Below are 18,785 nucleotides of genomic sequence, written 5' to 3' on the forward strand. Positions count from 1 at the left end.
GGTGTGTTTTATTCAATTCAATACATTTTTTATGTGTTTTATTAACATTCAACAATAATTAAGTGTTTATTGTACCCGACCACAGAAAAACGGCAATCTTGCCCCTTAACGCCCGATAACAGCTTCGTGATTGGGCAATCAGGGCGGATACATGCGGCTTTTCGTACAAAACAGAATTGTTTCGTCCTATAGTGCCGACGAAATTTGCATTGGCTGAGCCAGAGGATTCAATGTCGCGCAGTGTTTCCCCCACCCTCCATTCCGCCAGCGGCATAGACATTGCCGCCCCGCAACCGCACCGTGCCGTTGCAATGTGGCTGTTTTTTTGTGCCTTCATGGTGTTTGTCATGGTGGTGATTGGCGGGCTGACCCGGTTAACCGAGTCCGGTCTTTCGATTGTTGAATGGCATCCATTTACCGGCATCATCCCGCCCCTTAATGAAGGCGACTGGCAACGCCTGTATCAGGAATACAGCCAGTATCCCGAGTTTCAAAAAGTGAATGGCTGGATGTCGGTGAGTGATTTCAAATCGATTTTCTGGCTGGAATTTATCCACCGCCTGTGGGGCCGGTTAATTGGCGTGGTGTTTTTCATCCCCTTTGTATGGTTTCTGGTTAAACGCAGCATTGATGGCACCACCAAATGGAAACTGGCCGGTCTGTTTGTGCTGGGCGGCCTGCAAGGTGTGATGGGCTGGTACATGGTGATGAGCGGTCTTGTCGATCGCCCCGATGTCAGCCAATACCGGCTAACCGCACATTTTGGCCTGGCGCTGATTATTTTTATCGCCCTGTTATGGGTCGGCTTGCAGCAATATGCCCCGCGTTCCGGTGCCACCGCCAAATCGCGCCGCATTCTGGGTGTGCTGGCGTTAATTGTGTTTACCGCATTGTCGGGCGGCTTTGTTGCCGGGACCAATGCCGGGTTTATCTATAATACCTTCCCGCTGATGGACGGGCATTTGATCCCCGACGGGTTATTTGCCTTTGACCCGGCCTGGATGGCCCCGTTCGAGGATGTCAAAACCATCCAGTTTGATCATCGCTGGCTGGCAAAACTGACCTTTTTTGTCGTCCTGTTTTTCTGGTGGCGCACCATCCGGCTGGATCTTTCTGCCGATCAAAAACGGGCCTGCCACCTGATGCTGGCAGCCGTGTGTTTACAGGTCGCCCTTGGCATTTCAACATTGCTAAGTGTTGTGTGGTTGCCGCTCGGTGTGGCGCATCAAGCAGGTGCCGTTCTTCTGATCGCCGCCACCACCTTTTGCGCCTACAAACTGCGGGATCCTGCCTAGGGATTGGGTTTTAACGGACGGAGCCCGGTCAACATTTGATACGGCACACGGCAGAAAACTGAGTTCCGATAACTGCCCACATATTTTCACGCCATTTCTGGACAGCGGCGACCCCGGGCAGCAGTATCCCCGCCAATGACCAGCAACTGGCTGGCGATGCGGGGCGCATTGTCGCGCAGGGCACCTGGATGGTGCTTGAAATTGCCGATGAAAGAAATTTGGGACCAGTCGCCTCTGAAAAGATGAAGGGGCGGATGACCCCGGTGCTTTCGACACTCAAGGGCCGCCCTGTGGCAACGATGTCGATGGACGAAAAATTCGAGCTGACATTCGAGAAAGTCCCCGACTATCTGGGAGACAGCCTTGCTGATATTTATCGTGCCCGGGTGTCACCTGCTGCGATTGGAACAGCCATCGCCACGCTGACTGTCTTGTCAATCGTGAGTGATGGTGTCATCGCAGCGGCTTTAGTCGCTATTAGTTACGCGATGGTCGGCGCGGATATTTTTAGCATCATCGGTGACTTGGTGATGGCAGTTTCGCTGGTTGCCAATGCAAGCGATGAGCGCGAGATAGACCGCGCTGCTCAAGTATTTGCCAAGGTTGCTGTTGAAATCACCCTCAATGTGCTGGTTACTATACTGACCTTGGGTGCCGGACGTGTTGGTGCTAAATTTGGAAAGACAACTCATTCCAGCCCGGGTAACAACCCTCAAACTCTAGAGCATAACTCATCTTCTCTCTCAGGATTAGAAAATAACAAAATTGATCGCGATCAATATTCTGATAGCCGACAGGATATCCACCAGAAGGAAGGTTTTCAAAACGGCCACCTCCTACAAAAAACAGAAAAAAAAATTGAAAAACCGCACAACAGCAAACATTTAAATTCAAAATTCATTCAAAAAACAACACCCTTAAAAAAACAAAAACAAGCAGGTCATATAAAAGGAACAGCACAAAACTTAAACAGACAAAAATCCAATAAATCAACCTCCACGTTCTTTGGAAAAAAAAGCGGAAACCGGCTGACACAAGAAGCATTTAAGAAAGGGAAAACGATACCCAGCAGACCAGGGATTAAAGAGCATGATTTTGGAATATCGGTAGGAACTGGACCGAATGGTGGAATGCAAAGCAAAGTTCGAGTACATCAAGATCGTCAGGGACGAATTCATGGTCATCCCGCTGGGCCTGAAAAGTTTTAAGGTGCATTAATGAAAAACATTCTCACGGAAATCAAGAACGATTGCCTGAATGCTTACGGTTCGTTTAAAAATCCAGATTTTTCGTTCGTCGAAAAAACTTACAAAAAAAAACTTTATTCGGAAATCATTAAAGAATTAAATCAACACTTCAAAATGGAGGAAAACACCGATATAAACGACGACGTCTGCTTCTCCTATTCTATCACCAAGGGAGACTTGACATGGTTAATGCAGATATCGATGATAGGAAAATATGCCCTACTAATAAATTCAAAAGAAAAAACAACAGAAGAATATTCTCCTGAAACAGAAAAAGAATATGAAAAAATCATCAAAAATTTACTAAACAAAAATGGCATAAAAATATTAGAAAAAAAAATACTAGAACAAGACCTGGGATATACCGGAGATTTTTGGGAGATGGGAAATGTATACAATTTTTTATTTAGCGATACTGATTTTCTCCCTTGGGGAGATCAATCACTTCAAAATTCCATTTAAAATTTAAAGCCCGACAATTACAGCAAGAGACTGCACTGAACAAAAAAGAACAGCGTTTCCGGATACATCCCAATTTTGCCCGATAAAGTTTTTCCCCTACCCGTCATCACGGTGCAGGGCTTTTTTGATGCGGTGCATGGAAAACCAGATGATTGCCAGTACCACCGGCACCGATGCGCCGCTGGCAACGGTATCATTTACCGGCATCCCCGCCCCTTTCAGGGCTTTGAACAGATATCCCAGCAGACCGACCGCATAATAGGTAATGGCGGCAACCGATAACCCCTCGACCGTTTGCTGCAGGCGTAATTGCAATTTTACCCGCCGGTCCATACTGGCAAGCAAATCGCGGTTTTGCGCTTCCAGCAATATATCCACCCGGGTCCGCAAAAGGTTATTGGCCCGCGCGACACGTTTGGACAAAACTTCCAGCCGGTCGCCGATATTCTGGCAGGTGCGCATCGCCGGGGCCAACCTGCGTTCCATAAATTCGCTTAGGGTTTGCATGCCTTCGATGCGTTCTTCGCGCAATTCACCAAGGCGCGCCTGCAAAATACGATAATAGGCCCGTGCCGCCCCAAACCGATAATTCAGCGACGCGGCCATTTCTTCGGTCTGGGCGGCAAGGTCCGTCAGCTTATGCAGGGTTTCTTCGTCATTGGTGTGGGTTTTGCTGGCCATTTCAGCCGTAATGGATGACAGACGGGTATCAATTTCCGACACCTTGGGCGTGGCACAATGGGCCAGCGGAAATGCCAGCAGGGCCATCATGCGGTAAACTTCAATTTCCTGAAGCCGTTGAATCAGCCGCCCGGCCTGTAGCGGTTCCAACCCGTTATCACGCACCAGTATGCGGCCAAAACCATCACCATGCAGGCGAAAGTCCGTCCATATCAATGCGCCACGCCCCAGAACGCGGCTGCCTGTTAAACCGTTATAATCAAACAGGCGGGCAATATCATCGCTGCTGCGGTCCTTGCGATCCATCGCTATATGCAAACCGACCAGCAACTGGCCCGGAACAGTTTCCAGCCAGTCGCGCGGCACCAGGTTCAATACCGGGTCGTCAAACGGCTGATCAAACTGGGCCTGCCGTTTAAAAACATAAACCGTAAATTCGGCGTGCCGTTCCCAGATCACGGTAAAGCCGTCGCATGCGGCTTCGTAATATTTCTGGTCATCGGCAGGTGGGGTCAGGGTATAGCGTTCGCAAAAAATGCGAAAATGCTGGCGCACCTCGCCATCAAGGTCCTCCCCCGCGTGAAAGGCCAAACAGCTGCACCGAACCGGGCTTTCGACCCCGCCAAATGGCCTGGCATGAATTTCGTTATGAAGTGCGACACGCTGGGGATGTTCAACAAACATTGCCACGGGCTTTCATCTTCGCCTTCGCCAGTCTATATAGAGAGATCACATAACCCTGTATAAACGAAAAGCCACGATAGCAGAAAGCCCCAAAACCTAAGGGAAATTACTGTTACATGTCTTTTGCCATGCAGGGGAAAATCACCCGTCATCCGCGCAGTGCGAATTTGATGGACAAGGAGGTTTCATGACCGATCTGAGCAAAACCGATAACCTCTTTTTCGACAAGGGCGAACTTGATCGCGACCGGCTGGAAAGCCAGGTTAATGATGCCCTTGCCACTGCCGAAGACGGCGAACTGTTTTTGGAATATCGCCAGTCCGAAAGCCTGACCTGGGATGATGGACGCCTGCGCAGTGCCAATTTTGATACCGCCCAGGGCTTTGGCCTGCGCGCCGTCGCCGATGAAGCCACTGCCTTTTCCCATTCCAACGAATTGTCCAACGCCGCCGTTGGCCGCGCGGCAGAAACCGTCAAGGCGGTTGGGTCAGGCCGATCAGGCAAAGTTGATCTGGGATCAATTGGCACCAATGTCTCGCTTTACACCGACATTAACCCGCTGGGCGAAGCCAGCTTTGAAGCCAAGGTCGATTTGCTGGGCAAGATTGATGCCTATGCACGCACCAAAGACCCGCGTGTTTCGCAGGTGTCGGCATCGATTTCGGGCAACTGGCAGGCTGTGCAAATCTGGCGGTCGGGCGGGCAGCGCATTGGCGACATTCGCCCGCTGGTGCGCTTTAACGTATCCGTTGTCGTCAAGGACGGCGACCGGATGGAAAGTGGTTCGCACGGGCAAGGCGGGCGCATTGGTTTTGATGGTTTCTTTGACGAAAAAACCTGGAAATCCGCCGTTGACGAAGCCATGCGCCAGGCCATAGTCAACCTGGATTCCGTTGCCGCGCCTGCCGGTGAAATGACCGTTGTGCTTGGGCCGGGCTGGCCCGGTATTTTGCTGCATGAAGCAATTGGGCACGGCCTTGAGGGTGACTTTAACCGCAAGGGCACCTCGGCCTTTGCCGGGCTTTTGGGCCAGCGCATTGCATCGCCCGGTGTCACCGTGGTCGATGACGGCACCATCCACGACCGTCGCGGGTCGCTATCGATTGACGATGAAGGCACACCAACCCAGCGCACCGTGTTAATCGAGGATGGCATCCTCAAAGGCTTTATGCAGGACCGGCTGAATGCGCGTTTGACCGGCGTTAAATCAACGGGGAATGGGCGGCGTCAATCGTATGCTCACGCGCCGATGCCCCGTATGACCAACACCTATATGCTGGGGGGTGATCATAGCCCTGAAGAAATTCTCTCGTCGGTGAAAAAGGGCATTTATGCTGTTAACTTTGCCGGTGGCCAGGTTGATATTACATCGGGCAAGTTTGTTTTTTCGGCGTCAGAAGCCTATCTGATCGAAAATGGCAAGCTGGGCGCGCCGGTCAAAGGCGCCACCCTGATTGGTAACGGCCCGGACAGCCTGACCAAGGTTTCCATGATCGGTAACGACATGAAACTCGATGACGGCATTGGCACCTGCGGCAAGGATGGCCAGGGTGTGCCGGTGGGCGTGGGCCAGCCCACCCTGCGCATTGACGGGCTGACGGTTGGCGGGACAGCAATGTAACCCGAACACCCCACGAAACGAGCCATAATAGAAGGGCGCTGCCGATCATCGGTGGCGCCCTGTCTGTTTTTGCATCAAATTTATGCAAATCCGGCATTATACCTGCCTTAATCGGCCCCGTTGTGATCTAGAACTTTTCAACCGCGTTGGTTCCGTTTACGCTGTTATAGAAATATGGGGTTGGCATGCCCTAACACTAAACCAGCCATGGCGGTTTGGGCCTGCCTGCGAATTGGGGACTTAAATTGTTAGTGATGAATATTCGGTGCGGCAGGTACGCCGCAGCTGCCGTGTGCACCATTGTGTCGGTATTGGCCGTTAACAATGGGGCATGGGCGCAGGAACCGCCTGCTGTTGATGCAGCACAACGTTCAGTTCAAATGCAGGAAGAGTTTCAGGAACTTTCCGGTGCGGCTGAAAAATCACAATTTCTGTTAAGCACAGATGACGGCAAAGGCATTACCTTTGCCGATATTTTACGTGATCCTGACAATATTGTGCTGAATTTCCGCTGGGCCAAGGCACAAATGGCACAGGGCAATATTCGCGGCGCATCGGCGACACTCGAACGCATTCTGATCCTTGACCCGGATCTGGCGCCAGTCCGGCTTTATTATGCAATTGTCCTGTATCGCCTCGACAGTCTTGATATTGCCAAAGCACAGTTTGAAAAACTGCGTGCCCTGCCGATCAGCCCCGATGTCGCAGCCCAGATTGACCAATATCTCGATGCCATCGAAAAACGCCGCCAGCGGATAAAACAAACCCTGTCTGTCAGCTTTGGCGTTCATTACGATACCAACCGCAATTCGGCCCCAAGCAATGACGAACGTATGGTTTTGGGGTCGCTTCTGCCCATTACAAATACCGAAGATCGCCATCAGTCCGATATCGGTTATATGGGGGCAGCCCATTACGACATCACCTATGATCTGGGCTATCAGGCCGGACATGATATTTTTGCCGGCGTAACGGGATATTACGATGATCAGGTTCGCCTCGATAACCTTGATGTCGGGACTGCCAGCTTCGAGGTTGGCGGCCATTGGCGCAGCCCGTATCTGACCATCACCCCCACCCTGATCCAGACCGCGGCAGAACTTAACAATGAAAAATTCCTGACCTCGCGCGGAGTGCGGCTCCGGGCAGACTGGAAGGTCCAGCCCGATACCACGCTTTGGGGGCAGACCAGCTATTTTGACGAACGTTATGGCGCCACGCCGGATTCAAGCGCGTTGCCCCTGCGATCCGGGCAGCGTTATCAGGGTAAAACCGGCGTCACCTATGCCTGGGACAACCAGAACCGTACCACATTTGGCGTGACACTGGCCCGCAAGGAAGCTGCGCGCAGCTATTACACCTATCGCAGCGTCGGCGCCGAGTTAAGCCATACCTTGCTTCTGGCAGGGGGGAAATATGTTTTGGGCAGTGTTTCCTATGGTGTTGACCAATATCAGCAACCCGACCCCCTGGTCACGGGCAGCACACCGCTAACACGCAAGGATTACCCTTTGCGCGCCCGGCTTTCCTATGGTTCCAACCTGGCAAACCTGCTTGAAGCATCGTGGTTTGGCAGTGATATCGGCCAGGATATCTATCAGTTCATCGCACCGATTTCCTGGTCGATCACCGAAGAATATCAGGCCACATCTTCCAACATTGCCAACTACGACTATGACAACTGGCGCACGCAATTTTTGCTGTCGCGCCGTTGGGCATTTTAACCGGAGACGGAATATGACCGTATCTGTCGCTTCAAACCTTAAGGCGTTGTATGTACCCGCTTGCAGCCTAACCGGACGGGTCGGGTTTGGCTTGGCCGGGCTTGCTGTTTGTGCATTGCTGGTCAGCCCGCCCGCCTTTGCGCGCGGTGAACAGGCGGGTGTAAGTGCTGCCGTACGCGGCGACGTTGAACTGGCCGAGGCCAAGGGCATTGTTGGAACGCAAGTTGAAAGCGGCCAGCCGATTTATCTGGGCGACTATATAACCTCGTCGCCGGGATCGGGGATGCAGATCTTGCTGATGGATGAAACCGTTTTCACCATTGGCCCCAACAGCGAAATCGCCATTGACGATTTTGTCTACGACCCGGCCAATAACCAGGGCCATATGAGTGCCAGCATCACCCGTGGTGTGGTGCGTGTCCTGACCGGGAAACTGGCCCACAACGACCCGAAAACCATGAAAATCAACCTGCCGGTTGGTTCTATCGGTATTCGCGGCACACAGTTTCTGGTCTCGGTTCAGGATGGCCCGGGGGAGGGTAACGGCACTGGCGCGTCCAACAGCTGGTCACCCTCAACACAGCAATTTGCCCGGCAACAATTGGGTTCCACCACCACAACCGGGCCAATTGTCGGCGTGGTTAACCTTGGTCCGGGGGCGGGCCGAAACGATTCAGGATCTCGCCCCGGGGCGGTTGAACTGACGTCGCTAAACGGTGTTACCCAACCGCTGTCAAGCGAGGGGTTTGGTGCCTTTATCACCGGTGATACCGTGACACCCCCCACCCGTTTCCCTGCCGACCTGGCCGGGCTGGATATGAGCACCCTGGTAACCCGCCCCAGCCCACGCGATGCAAAACAAAATGGCCGTGGCAACAGTAATGGTAATGGCAACGCAAGCAGCAATAGTAATGCTTCCGGCCAGCCATCATCAACAAACACCGGTTCAGGAACATCGGGTACGGCGCAACCTGCCGCCCTAAGCAGCAATACAATGGCCGCAGCCAACAATGATAGCGGTCAGGCGGTTGCCAGTGTTCTGGATGTTGCCATGACACAAACCAGTGTGACCACGCAAACCAGCGAAACCAGCAACCAGACTGCCGAACAAAACAGCGATGTACATAGCAACCCCGACATTGTCGATACCACGCCAGACACGTCCGTCACGGCAGCAACATTTGATGCCATGCGCGACATCACCAATGGTTTTTATTACGGTTATAATACCGTTGATAACGGTGCATTGACGTACGACGTTGGGATTTCCGTTGATTTTGGCAGCCGATATATTGGTGCATTCATTTCATATATTCACGAAAATGCACAATCCGGGATACAGCCATTTAATATCGAAAATAACGGGTTGGCCCTAAACACCTATTTTAACGACAGAACCGGCAAAGCTATTTTCACGACGGACGATTTTGATTTTATCGGCAACTGCGAAAGCATGGGCTGCAAGGCACAAATGGTTTTCGAAACCCCCACCCATGTGGAAGTGGATGTTTCAACCAATGCCGTCCCCGAAGGGGCCAGTACATCGGTAGATATCGAGAAAGAAATTGACTAATCAGCCAGCGATACCAACACCGAAAAAGACATGATCAATCTCGCAAAGAGACAAAGTTATTGTCGTTGCTCGCAGACCCAGTACCAAGGCCACTTTTTTACTGTGGTTCGCCTGAAAAGGATCAAGACCATGATGTTTCGCATGTCGACCCCCGCTAAAAGCATGTCATTGTTTCTTGCACCGTTTCGCCCGGCCCCGTTGACATTGGCAGCGCTGGCCATGGGTACGATTATTGCTTCCTCCCCGGCCTATGCGCGCGGCGAACAGGCGGGTGTAAGTGCTGCCGTGCGCGGCGACGTTGAACTGGCCGAGGCCAAGGGCATTGTTGGAACGCAAGTTGAAAGCGGCCAGCCGATTTATCTGGGCGACTATATAACCTCGTCGCCGGGATCGGGGATGCAGATCTTGCTGATGGATGAAACCGTTTTCACCATTGGCCCCAACAGCGAAATCGCCATCGACGATTTTGTCTATGACCCGGCCAATAACCAGGGCCATATGAGTGCCAGCATCACCCGTGGTGTGGTGCGTGTCCTGACCGGGAAGCTGGCCCATAACGACCCGAAAACCATGAAAATCAACCTGCCGGTTGGTTCTATCGGTATTCGCGGCACACAGTTTCTGGTCTCGGTTCAGGATGGCCCGGGGGATGGTAACGGCACTGGCGGGTCCAACAGCTGGTCGCCCTCAACCCAACAATTTGCCCGGCAACAATTGGGTTCCACCACCACAACCGGGCCAATTGTTGGCGTGGTTAACCTTGGTCCGGGGGCGGGCCGCAACGATTCAGGATCTCGCCCCGGGGCGGTTGAACTGACGTCGCTAAACGGTGTTACCCAGCCGCTGTCAAGCGAGGGGTTTGGCGCCTTTATCACCGGTGATACCGTAACACCACCCACCCGTTTCCCTGCCGACCTGGCCGGGCTGGATATGAGCACGCTGGTAACCCGCCCCAGCCCGCGCGATGCAAAACAAAATGGCCGTGGCAACACCAACAGTAATGGGAACGGCAACGGAAACAGCAATAGCAGCACTTCCGGTCAGCAATCCTCGACAACGGCAAGTACATCGGGTTCATCAGGTACGTCCGGGTCCGGCGGAACCACACCGTCATCTGCAGGTAATTCGCAAACATCAACCCTGAGCGGCAACACAATGGCGGCGGCCAACAACCAGACAGGGCAAACTGTTGCCAGTGTTCTTGATGTGGCCATGACACAAACCAGTGTGACCACGCAAACCAGCGAAACCAGCAACCAGACCGCCGAACAAAACAGCGATGTGCATAGCGACCCGGATATTACAACAGACATCCCTGGGGAAACGGTTGATGCAACAACGTTTAAGATAATGAGCGAAATTTCGAATGGCATTTACAACGGCTATCTGGATGTCAGCACGTCAAATTTATCTTATCGTTCATTTACCGAAGTTGATTTCGGATCTCGTCATATCTTCACCGAAATATTTAACATTGTGGATTCCACAGGGTCTGAAGGCTACATAAGCGCCAGCAAATACTACACTGACCGTTCAGACTACGCGATTATTACAAGTGACGATTTTCAGTTTGATCCCGGATCTGCCTGCGATGACATGGGATGCAAGGGGAAAGTTACGTTTACAACGCCAACCGCTGTAAATGTGGAGTTAACAACAAATGCCGTTCCCGAAGGGGCCAGTGGTAGTTATGGCCTTAACGAGTATGACAAAGACCCGGGAAATGCACCTGATCTGGACCCTCCCGTATCGCAAGACCCTTAACGGATAAATCGGTATCACACACATGCGCAAAAAACTGTCGGGCATTCTGCACTATCTGATCCCGTTACTGGTTCTGATCACCTGTGTTGTTTTGCGCTGGCAGGATGTGCCACTGGTGGGGCAATTGCGGATGAATGTGTTTGATACCTATCAACGCATTGAACCGCGCCAGTACCAGGATGTCGGGGTTCGCATTGTTGATATCGACGATAAAAGCCTGGCCGAACTGGGCCAATGGCCGTGGCCGCGCACCCGTTTGGCCGAACTGGTTTACCGGCTGCGCATGGCCGGGGCAACCGTGGTGGGGTTTGACGTTATTTTTGCCGAACCTGACCGCACATCGCCCTCACGCGTGATTGGCGACTGGCCCCAGGATGACAACACGGCCAAAATCCGTGAACTTGCAACCGGCCTGCCCGACCATGATGCCCTGTTTGCCCAGTTTATCGGGGGTGTCGGACAAATCGTTACAGCAACCCAGTTAACCAATAATCCGCTTGTGACAATACCGCGTCAGGTTGGCAATTTTTCGGTTGCAGGGTCGCAAGGGCGCAATATTGCCGAATATATCCCGACACTTGCGGGGGCAACAACCAACCTGCCTGCGATTGAAGATGCGGCAGCGGGCAATGCCCTGATCAACGTCACCCCCGGTGCCGACGGTGTTGTACGCCGTGTGCCCTTATTGCTGGCCCTTGATGCCGAACAACCCCTGATCGGCAAGCCAGTCTACCCGACGCTCAGCATGGAAATGCTGCGTGTGATGCAGGATGCCCCCAAAACAATGAATGTGCGCCTGTCAGGTGCCAGCGGTGCCGCCAGCTGGACCACATCGGACGGGGTTGATGCCATTCGTGTCGGACAGCTTACCATTCCATCCGATGCAACGGGCAATATGTGGGTTTATTTTACCGGCCATCAGCAGGACCGCTATGTTTCGGCATCCGATGTAATGAATGATAAATTGCCCAAAGGTGCGCTTCAGGATACGGCCGTTCTGATTGGCACCAGTGCTGCGGGCCTGCTTGATTTGCGGTCATCGCCGCTAAACCCGGTTTTGCCAGGGGTCGAGGTCCATGCCGAGATGCTCGAACAAATGCTGTTGCAGCAATTTTTGTCGCGCCCCTATTGGGCGTCGCAGGCAGAAACGTTGGCACTGGTGATTGTCGGCCTGTTTTTCGTCATCGCGATCCCCCGGTTGGGCCCCCTTTGGCCCGCCATCATTGGTGTGGCCGTTATAGCCGGGGCCATCGGGTTTTCCTGGTGGGCCTTTCGCCAGCATCACATGCTGATCGACCCGTTATATGCCAGCCTTTCCACCATACTGGTTTATCTATCGGGCAGCTTGATCGGCTTTATGCGCACCGAAGGCGAAAAACGCCAGGTTCGTGGCGCATTTTCCACCTATCTGTCGCCCGCCCTGGTTGAACAACTGGCCCAGCACCCCGAACGGTTAAAACTGGGTGGTGAAATGCGCGACATGACATTGCTGTTTTGCGATGTGCGCGGCTTTACCACCATTTCCGAAAGTTATAAATCCGACCCGCAAGGTCTGACCCAGTTGATCAACCGGCTGCTAACCCCGCTGACCGGCTGTATTTTACAGCGCGACGGCACGATCGACAAATATATGGGCGATTGCATCATGGCATTCTGGAACGCCCCGCTTGATGTTCCCCTGCACCCGGAAAAGGCCTGTGAAGCCGCGCTGGCAATGTTTGTATCCCTGCGGGCCTTAAATGCCGAACGCGAGGCCGAAGCCCATGCCGAGGGCCGCCCGTTTTTGCCACTGAATATCGGTATCGGGGTCAATACCGGCACCTGTGTTGTCGGCAATATGGGCTCGGACCAGCGGTTTGATTATTCGGTCCTGGGGGATGCGGTTAACCTGGCATCCCGGCTGGAGGGACAATCAAAAAACTATGGGGTCGATATTGTGATTGGGCAGGATAGTGCCGTCACAGTTTCCAACCGGTTTGCCGTTTTGCAACTGGACCTGATTGCCGTAAAAGGCAAAAGCGAAGCGGTTGAAATTTTCACCGTTCTGGGCGACCGCGATTTGCGCGATAGCAACGATTTTGCCGAACTGGCCCAAATGCATGACGCCATGATCAAGGCTTATCGCGGGCAAAACTGGGATCAGGTTGAAACGCTGTTGCTGTCGCTGCGGCAAAACCCGGTGCGCGATCTTTCAATTCTTTATGACATGTATGATGAACGCATCGCGGCATTTCGCAAATCGCCCCCCGGCCCGGACTGGGATGGTGTTTTTGTTGCCACAAGCAAATAAAGCACACTGCCCCTTGCCCCCGAACAGCAAGCCCGCCGCGTCATCCGCCGGCGGGTTTTGTTATGCTTGCATTTCAAACCGGTTGCGCCAATGCTGGATCAAATCTCGCCACCAGCTTCCAGTTCGAAAAACAGGCCCCCATGAATTTTTCATCTGACAATGTTTCACCGGTATGCCCGGAAATTCTTGCTGCTATCGCCAGCCAGTCCGATACAAGTGCCCTGCCCTATGGGCAAGACGATGAGACAGCCAAGCTTGATGCCGCCTTTTCAAACATGTTTGAAACCGATTGTGTTGTCGTCCCCGTTGCCACTGGCACCGCCGCCAACCTGATCGGCCTTTCCAACCTTGTATCGCCTTATGGCGGGGTGGTTTGCCACCACGAAGCCCATATCAACCAGACGGAATCAACTGGTGTCGCCTTTTATGGCGGCGGGGCAAAACTGCTGACAATGGACGGGCCATCCGCCAAAATCGAGGCTGACCGGCTTGATAAATTTCTAGCCGCGCAAAGCAACCGCGGTATTCACGCAGTGGACCCGGAATGTGTTGCCATCACCCAGGCCACCGAATTTGGCGCGGTTTACAGTGTTGATGAAATCAACGCTATTGGCCAGGTTTGCAAAACCCGTGACATGCGCCTGTTTATGGATGGCGCACGCTTTGCCAATGCCGTGGCATCGCTGGGCTGCCATCCAGCCGACATCACATGGAAGGCCGGGGTCGATGTGTTAACGTTCGGGGCGACCAAAAATGGCGCCCTTGCTGTGGACGCGATTGTCCTGTTTGATAAATCACTTCGCAAAAAAACCGAAAAAGCCCGCAAACGCGGCGGTCATCTGTTTTCCAAACATCGCTATCTGGCAGTGCAGTTGCTGGCTTATCTGGAAAATGACCTGTGGCTGAAAAACGCCCGTCACGCCAATATGGCAGCCAAACTTCTGGGGCAATCCCTGACTGGCATGGGTGCGCGCATGGCACACCAGCCCCAGGGAAATGAACTGTTTGTATATATGGACGACAACCTTGCCGCCATGCTGCAAGCGGCAGGTATTGTGTTTCGTCCATGGCCTGCGGTTGGGCCGGGGGCATACCGGTTTGTCACCGCGTGGAACAGCCCGCTGGATGCGATTACATCCCTGCCTGCCAGCCTGAACATGGCCTGACAAAATATTGCCAGTCACACAGCACGCGTGAAACAATAACACCAGTAATTGCCGTTCTGTGTATTGCCACCGGCATCAGCACGGCCCTTAACCCTATATAAAAGCGAGCCTTTGATGAATTTTGCGTCCGACAATGTAACCCCGGTTTGTCCTGAAATTCAGGCTGCCATCGATGCCCAGTGCCAGGGCAATGCCCCGGCCTATGGCGGTGATGATGTCTCGGGCACCCTTGACCGTGCCTTTTCCGAATTATTTGACCACGCGGTCGCCGTGGTGCCCGTCAGCACCGGAACAGCGGCAAACTGCATTAGCCTGTCAACGCTGGTGTCACCTTATGGTGGCATTGTGTGCCATCACGAAGCCCATATTAACGAAGACGAATCAACCGCTGTTGCCCATTTTACCGGCGGGGCAAAACTGCTGCCCATTGATGGCCCGTCTGCCAAAATCGAAGCCGCAACCCTAAGCCGCTATCTGGAAAGCAGGGTTGATCGCGGGGTACATTCGGTAACGCCGGAATGTGTTGCCGTCACCCAATCGACCGAACTGGGCGGGGTTTACAGTGCGGACGAAATTGGTGCAATTGGCGCTGTGTGCAAGCAGTTTGACAAAAAACTGTTTATGGATGGCGCAAGATTTGCCAACGCAGTTGCCGCCCTTGGCTGCCACCCCGCCGACATTACCTGGAAGGCAGGCGTTAACGCCCTAAGTTTCGGGGGCACCAAAAACGGGGCGCTGGCTGTGGAAGCCATTATTTTGTTTGACCCTGCCTTACGCGACAAGGCCGAACTGGCCCGCAAACGCAGTGGCCATTTATTATCCAAGCATCGCTATCTTGCAGCCCAGCTGGCCGCTTATATCGACAACGACCTGTGGTTGAAAAACGCTCGAACGGCCAATGCCGCGGCATCGGCCCTGTCCGACCTGCTGATCGGGCAAGGCGGTGAAATGTTGCTCGACAGTCAGGCCAATGAACTATTTGTTTCCCTGCCTGACAAAGCCGCACAAAATTTGCGCGATGCCGGTTTGCTATTTTATTCCTGGCCGTCCCTTAGCAAAAATGCCTATCGATTTGTGACCGCCTGGAATAGCGATACGAACGCAATTAACGATCTCAAAATAAAGCTGCAGGGATCGTAAGTTTCACTAATTACCTGAAACGACGCACGAATCCCTGTACGGTATAAAATATGAAAATGCGCCCCCGATCTACAGAGCGAGGGCGCATTTTTACGTGGTGGCACAAGCAGACCCGAAAAAAACACATGGCAGCCACCGAAAAAATTTATCGTCAATTTCATAAAAATAACAAACACTTGACATAAATTCATCTGTCGCGCGGTCGTGATCTGTCCGTAAAATCCCTCAGCAGGCGTTGACGGTACGCAAAAACCCTGATTACTTTCCCACGACGATTACCAACATGCGTGTTGGATCGGGTAAACCAGCCCGGACGGATCATGTGGTTTGCAAAGGGTGAGACTTGCAAATCATAAATGGCTGTTCGGGCCAGCCTTGAGGGAGGCATATAAATGAAAGCGACTTTCGTCAAAGCGGCTTTGGGCGCAGCCCTTGTTGCGACGACAGCCTGGGCCGCACCGACGGCCGCTTCGGCAAAAACCCTGGTTTATTGCTCGGAAGGAAGCCCTGAAGGTTTCAACCCGCAGCTTTACACATCGGGTACAACCTTTGATGCGACGTCAAAGAACGTCTATAACCGTCTGGTTCAGTTCAAGCGCGGCACGACAACGATCGTTCCTGGCCTGGCAACCAGCTGGGACATTTCGGCTGATGGCCTGGAATACACCTTCCACCTTCGCAAAGGTGTGAAGTTCCAGACCACCAAGGAATTCACCCCGACCCGTGAATTCAATGCCGACGACGTTCTGTATTCTTTTGACCGCATGTGGGACAAAGAAAACGCCTATCACGGTGTCAGCGGCGGTTCGTATGAATATTTCGACGCCATGTCGATGCCCGACCTGATCAAAGACATCGTTAAAGTTGACGATTACACCGTTAAATTCGTGCTGAACCGTCCGGAAGCCCCGTTCATTGCCAACATGGCAATGGATTTTGCATCGATCCTGTCAGGCGAATATGCCGACAACATGCTCGAAGCAGGCACCCCGGAACAGGTTGACCTTCTCCCGGTTGGCACCGGCCCGTTCCAGCTGGTTCAGTACCAAAAAGATGCTGTCATTCGCTATAAAGCCAACCCTGATTACTGGGAAGGCCCGGCCGCGATTGACAACCTGATCTTTGCGATCACCCCGGACAGCACCGTTCGTTACCAGAAGCTGAAAGCTGGCGAATGCCAGGTGATGCCGTATCCGAACCCGGCTGACCTTAAGGCGATGGATTCTGACGCGTCGATCAACCTGATGAGCCAGGAAGGTCTGAACGTTGGTTATCTTGGCTACAACACCCAGAAAGAACCGTTCACCAAAACCGAAGTCCGTAAGGCTTTGAACATGGCGATCAACAAGGATGCGATCCTTGAAGCGGTTTACCAGGGTGCCGGTTCCAAGGCGAAAAACCCGATTCCGCCGACCATCTGGTCCTATAACAACGACATCGTTGACGACCCGTACGATCCTGCAGCCGCCAAAAAGATGCTGGCAGATGCCGGTTATCCGGACGGCTTTGAGACCGATATCTGGGCCATGCCGGTACAGCGCCCGTACAACCCGAATGCGCGTCGTATGGCCGAAATGATCCAGGCTGACTGGGCCAAGGTTGGCGTTAAAGCCAAAATCGTTTCCTACGAATGGGGCGAGTATCTGGAACGCACCAAAAAGGGCGAACAGGGTTCGTTCCTGATGGGCTGGACCGGTGACAATGGTGACCCCGACAACTTCCTGGCCGTTCTGCTGGGTTGTGATGCCGTTGGCGGTTCAAACCGTGCACAGTGGTGCAACGAAGACTTCGACAAGCTGATTCAGCAGGCGAAGACCACTTCGGACGTTCTCGAACGCACCCGTCTGTACGAACAGGCACAGGTTGTGTTCAAGGAACAGGCTCCGTGGGCAACCATTGCACACTCTGTTGTTTTCGAACCGATCCGCAAGGAAGTTGAAAACTACAAGATTGACCCGTTTGGCGGTCACATCTTCTACGGCGTCGATATCAAGGAATAATCGCGCGCCCATTTTGTCGAGAGGCCCGGTTATCCGGGCCTCTTCGCATTCCCGGATAAAAATAAGAGAGAGAACGTTCAAGCGCGCAAACAGCGCCTGAATGAGCAAAAAAGGCCCCAAGGCATGCTAGGATTCCTTTTCCGCAGACTGGGTGACATTGTGCCGACATTCTTCGGCGTTACCCTGCTGGTCTTCTTCCTGATCCGCCTGATTCCTGGTGATCCCATCCTGATGATGGCCGGGGAACGTGGCGTTGATGCTGTCCGTTATGCCCAGTTAAAGGCACAATACGGGTTTGATCAGCCGGTCATTGTTCAATACTTCCATTATCTTCTGGGGGTATTCCAGGGCGACCTTGGCAAATCCTTTGTGACCAAAAAACCGGTCCTCGAAGAATTCATGACCCTGTTCCCGGCAACGGTCGAACTGGGTGTTATTGCCATTTTATTTGCCATTGTCGTTGGCTTGCCGCTGGGTGTTGTTGCCGCAGTGCGCCGGGGTGGCATTTTTGACTATACCACCATGACCATCTCGCTGGCCGGGTACTCGATGCCGATCTTCTGGTGGGCAACGATGTTGATCATGTTCTTTTCCGTATCCCTTGGCTGGACGCCGGTTTCGGGCCGTCTGTCGGTTCTGTATTACATTGAACCCACGACCGGCTTCATGCTGATTGATACGTTGCTAAGCGATCAGAAAGGCGCATTTGTCGATGCCTTGCAGCATCTGATCCTGCCGTCAATTGCGCTTGGAACCATTCCAATGGCCGTGATTGCCCGCATGACCCGATCCTCGATGCTGGAAGTTCTGCGCGAGGATTACATCCGTGTTGCGCGCGCCAAGGGCCTTAGCCCGACCAAGGTTGTGATTGTACATGCCCTTCGCAATGCCCTGATCCCGGTTGTGACCGTGATTGGCTTGCAGGTGAGTGTGCTGGTGGCCGGTGCCATTTTGACGGAAACGATCTTTTCCTGGCCCGGCATTGGCAAATGGATCGTCGAAGCGGTAAGCCGTCGCGACTATCCGACCATTCAGGGCGGTATTCTTCTGATCGCGATCATGATCATGATGGTCAATCTGTTTGTTGATCTGACCTATAGCGTGATCAATCCCCGCATTCGTCATACGCGCTAAGGGA

At 53.1% G+C, this 18,785-nt stretch carries 13 protein-coding genes; 12 read left to right on the forward strand and 1 reads right to left on the reverse strand.

All coding sequences use genetic code 11. From position 1 onward, the window contains the following. Positions 1 to 230 precede the first annotated feature (230 nt). From J4E05_RS07040 to J4E05_RS07050, 3 genes are all read left to right on the forward strand, one after another. Positions 231 to 1,295 carry a COX15/CtaA family protein gene (locus tag J4E05_RS07040; RefSeq protein ID WP_349593733.1) on the forward strand — a complete coding sequence of 355 codons (1,065 nt, stop codon included), beginning with the start codon at positions 231 to 233 and terminating at the stop codon, positions 1,293 to 1,295. Between the two features lie 188 nt (positions 1,296 to 1,483). After that, positions 1,484 to 2,503 (forward strand): hypothetical protein, encoded by a 1,020-nt coding sequence (locus J4E05_RS07045; RefSeq protein WP_349593735.1) that lies wholly within the window; start codon positions 1,484 to 1,486, stop codon positions 2,501 to 2,503. A 9-nt stretch (positions 2,504 to 2,512) separates the two neighbouring features. Continuing rightward, positions 2,513 to 3,004 (forward strand): hypothetical protein, encoded by a 492-nt coding sequence (locus tag J4E05_RS07050; protein ID WP_349593738.1) that lies wholly within the window; start codon positions 2,513 to 2,515, stop codon positions 3,002 to 3,004. A 96-nt stretch (positions 3,005 to 3,100) separates the two neighbouring features. Here J4E05_RS07050 and J4E05_RS07055 read toward each other — a convergent pair whose 3' ends face one another. Beyond that, positions 3,101 to 4,369 (reverse strand): DUF3422 family protein, encoded by a 1,269-nt coding sequence (locus J4E05_RS07055; RefSeq protein WP_349594663.1) that lies wholly within the window; start codon positions 4,367 to 4,369, stop codon positions 3,101 to 3,103. 187 nt (positions 4,370 to 4,556) lie between these two features. Between J4E05_RS07055 and tldD the strand changes: the two genes are divergently transcribed. From tldD to J4E05_RS07100, 9 genes are all read left to right on the forward strand, one after another. Further along, positions 4,557 to 5,990: a metalloprotease TldD gene (gene tldD / locus J4E05_RS07060; protein ID WP_349593741.1), complete on the forward strand. Its 1,434-nt coding sequence runs from the start codon at positions 4,557 to 4,559 to the stop codon at positions 5,988 to 5,990. A 290-nt stretch (positions 5,991 to 6,280) separates the two neighbouring features. Further along, entirely contained in the window at positions 6,281 to 7,714 is a 1,434-nt protein-coding gene (locus tag J4E05_RS07065; RefSeq protein ID WP_349593744.1) for a tetratricopeptide repeat protein, read from the forward strand. A gap of 13 nt (positions 7,715 to 7,727) precedes the next feature. Then, on the forward strand, positions 7,728 to 9,287 hold the full coding sequence (locus tag J4E05_RS07070; protein WP_349593746.1) for a FecR family protein: 1,560 nt from the start codon (positions 7,728 to 7,730) through the stop codon (positions 9,285 to 9,287). 129 nt (positions 9,288 to 9,416) lie between these two features. Continuing rightward, positions 9,417 to 11,051, forward strand: coding sequence for a FecR family protein (locus tag J4E05_RS07075; RefSeq protein WP_349593749.1), 1,635 nt, complete (start codon positions 9,417 to 9,419; stop codon positions 11,049 to 11,051). Positions 11,052 to 11,073: 22 nt separating this feature from the next. Beyond that, the gene (locus tag J4E05_RS07080) at positions 11,074 to 13,341 is read left to right on the forward strand and encodes a CHASE2 domain-containing protein (RefSeq protein WP_349593752.1); all 2,268 of its coding nucleotides are present in this window, start codon (positions 11,074 to 11,076) and stop codon (positions 13,339 to 13,341) included. 62 nt (positions 13,342 to 13,403) lie between these two features. Further along, positions 13,404 to 14,507 (forward strand): threonine aldolase family protein, encoded by a 1,104-nt coding sequence (locus J4E05_RS07085; RefSeq protein WP_349593754.1) that lies wholly within the window; start codon positions 13,404 to 13,406, stop codon positions 14,505 to 14,507. 114 nt (positions 14,508 to 14,621) lie between these two features. Further along, entirely contained in the window at positions 14,622 to 15,647 is a 1,026-nt protein-coding gene (locus J4E05_RS07090; protein ID WP_349593757.1) for a threonine aldolase family protein, read from the forward strand. Between the two features lie 392 nt (positions 15,648 to 16,039). Then, entirely contained in the window at positions 16,040 to 17,647 is a 1,608-nt protein-coding gene (locus J4E05_RS07095) for an ABC transporter substrate-binding protein (protein WP_085592605.1), read from the forward strand. A 123-nt stretch (positions 17,648 to 17,770) separates the two neighbouring features. Then, entirely contained in the window at positions 17,771 to 18,781 is a 1,011-nt protein-coding gene (locus J4E05_RS07100; protein WP_085592604.1) for an ABC transporter permease subunit, read from the forward strand. Positions 18,782 to 18,785: the final 4 nt, after the last annotated feature.

The organism is Thalassospira sp. NFXS8 (genome assembly GCF_040148805.1).
Lineage (GTDB): Bacteria > Pseudomonadota > Alphaproteobacteria > Rhodospirillales > Thalassospiraceae > Thalassospira.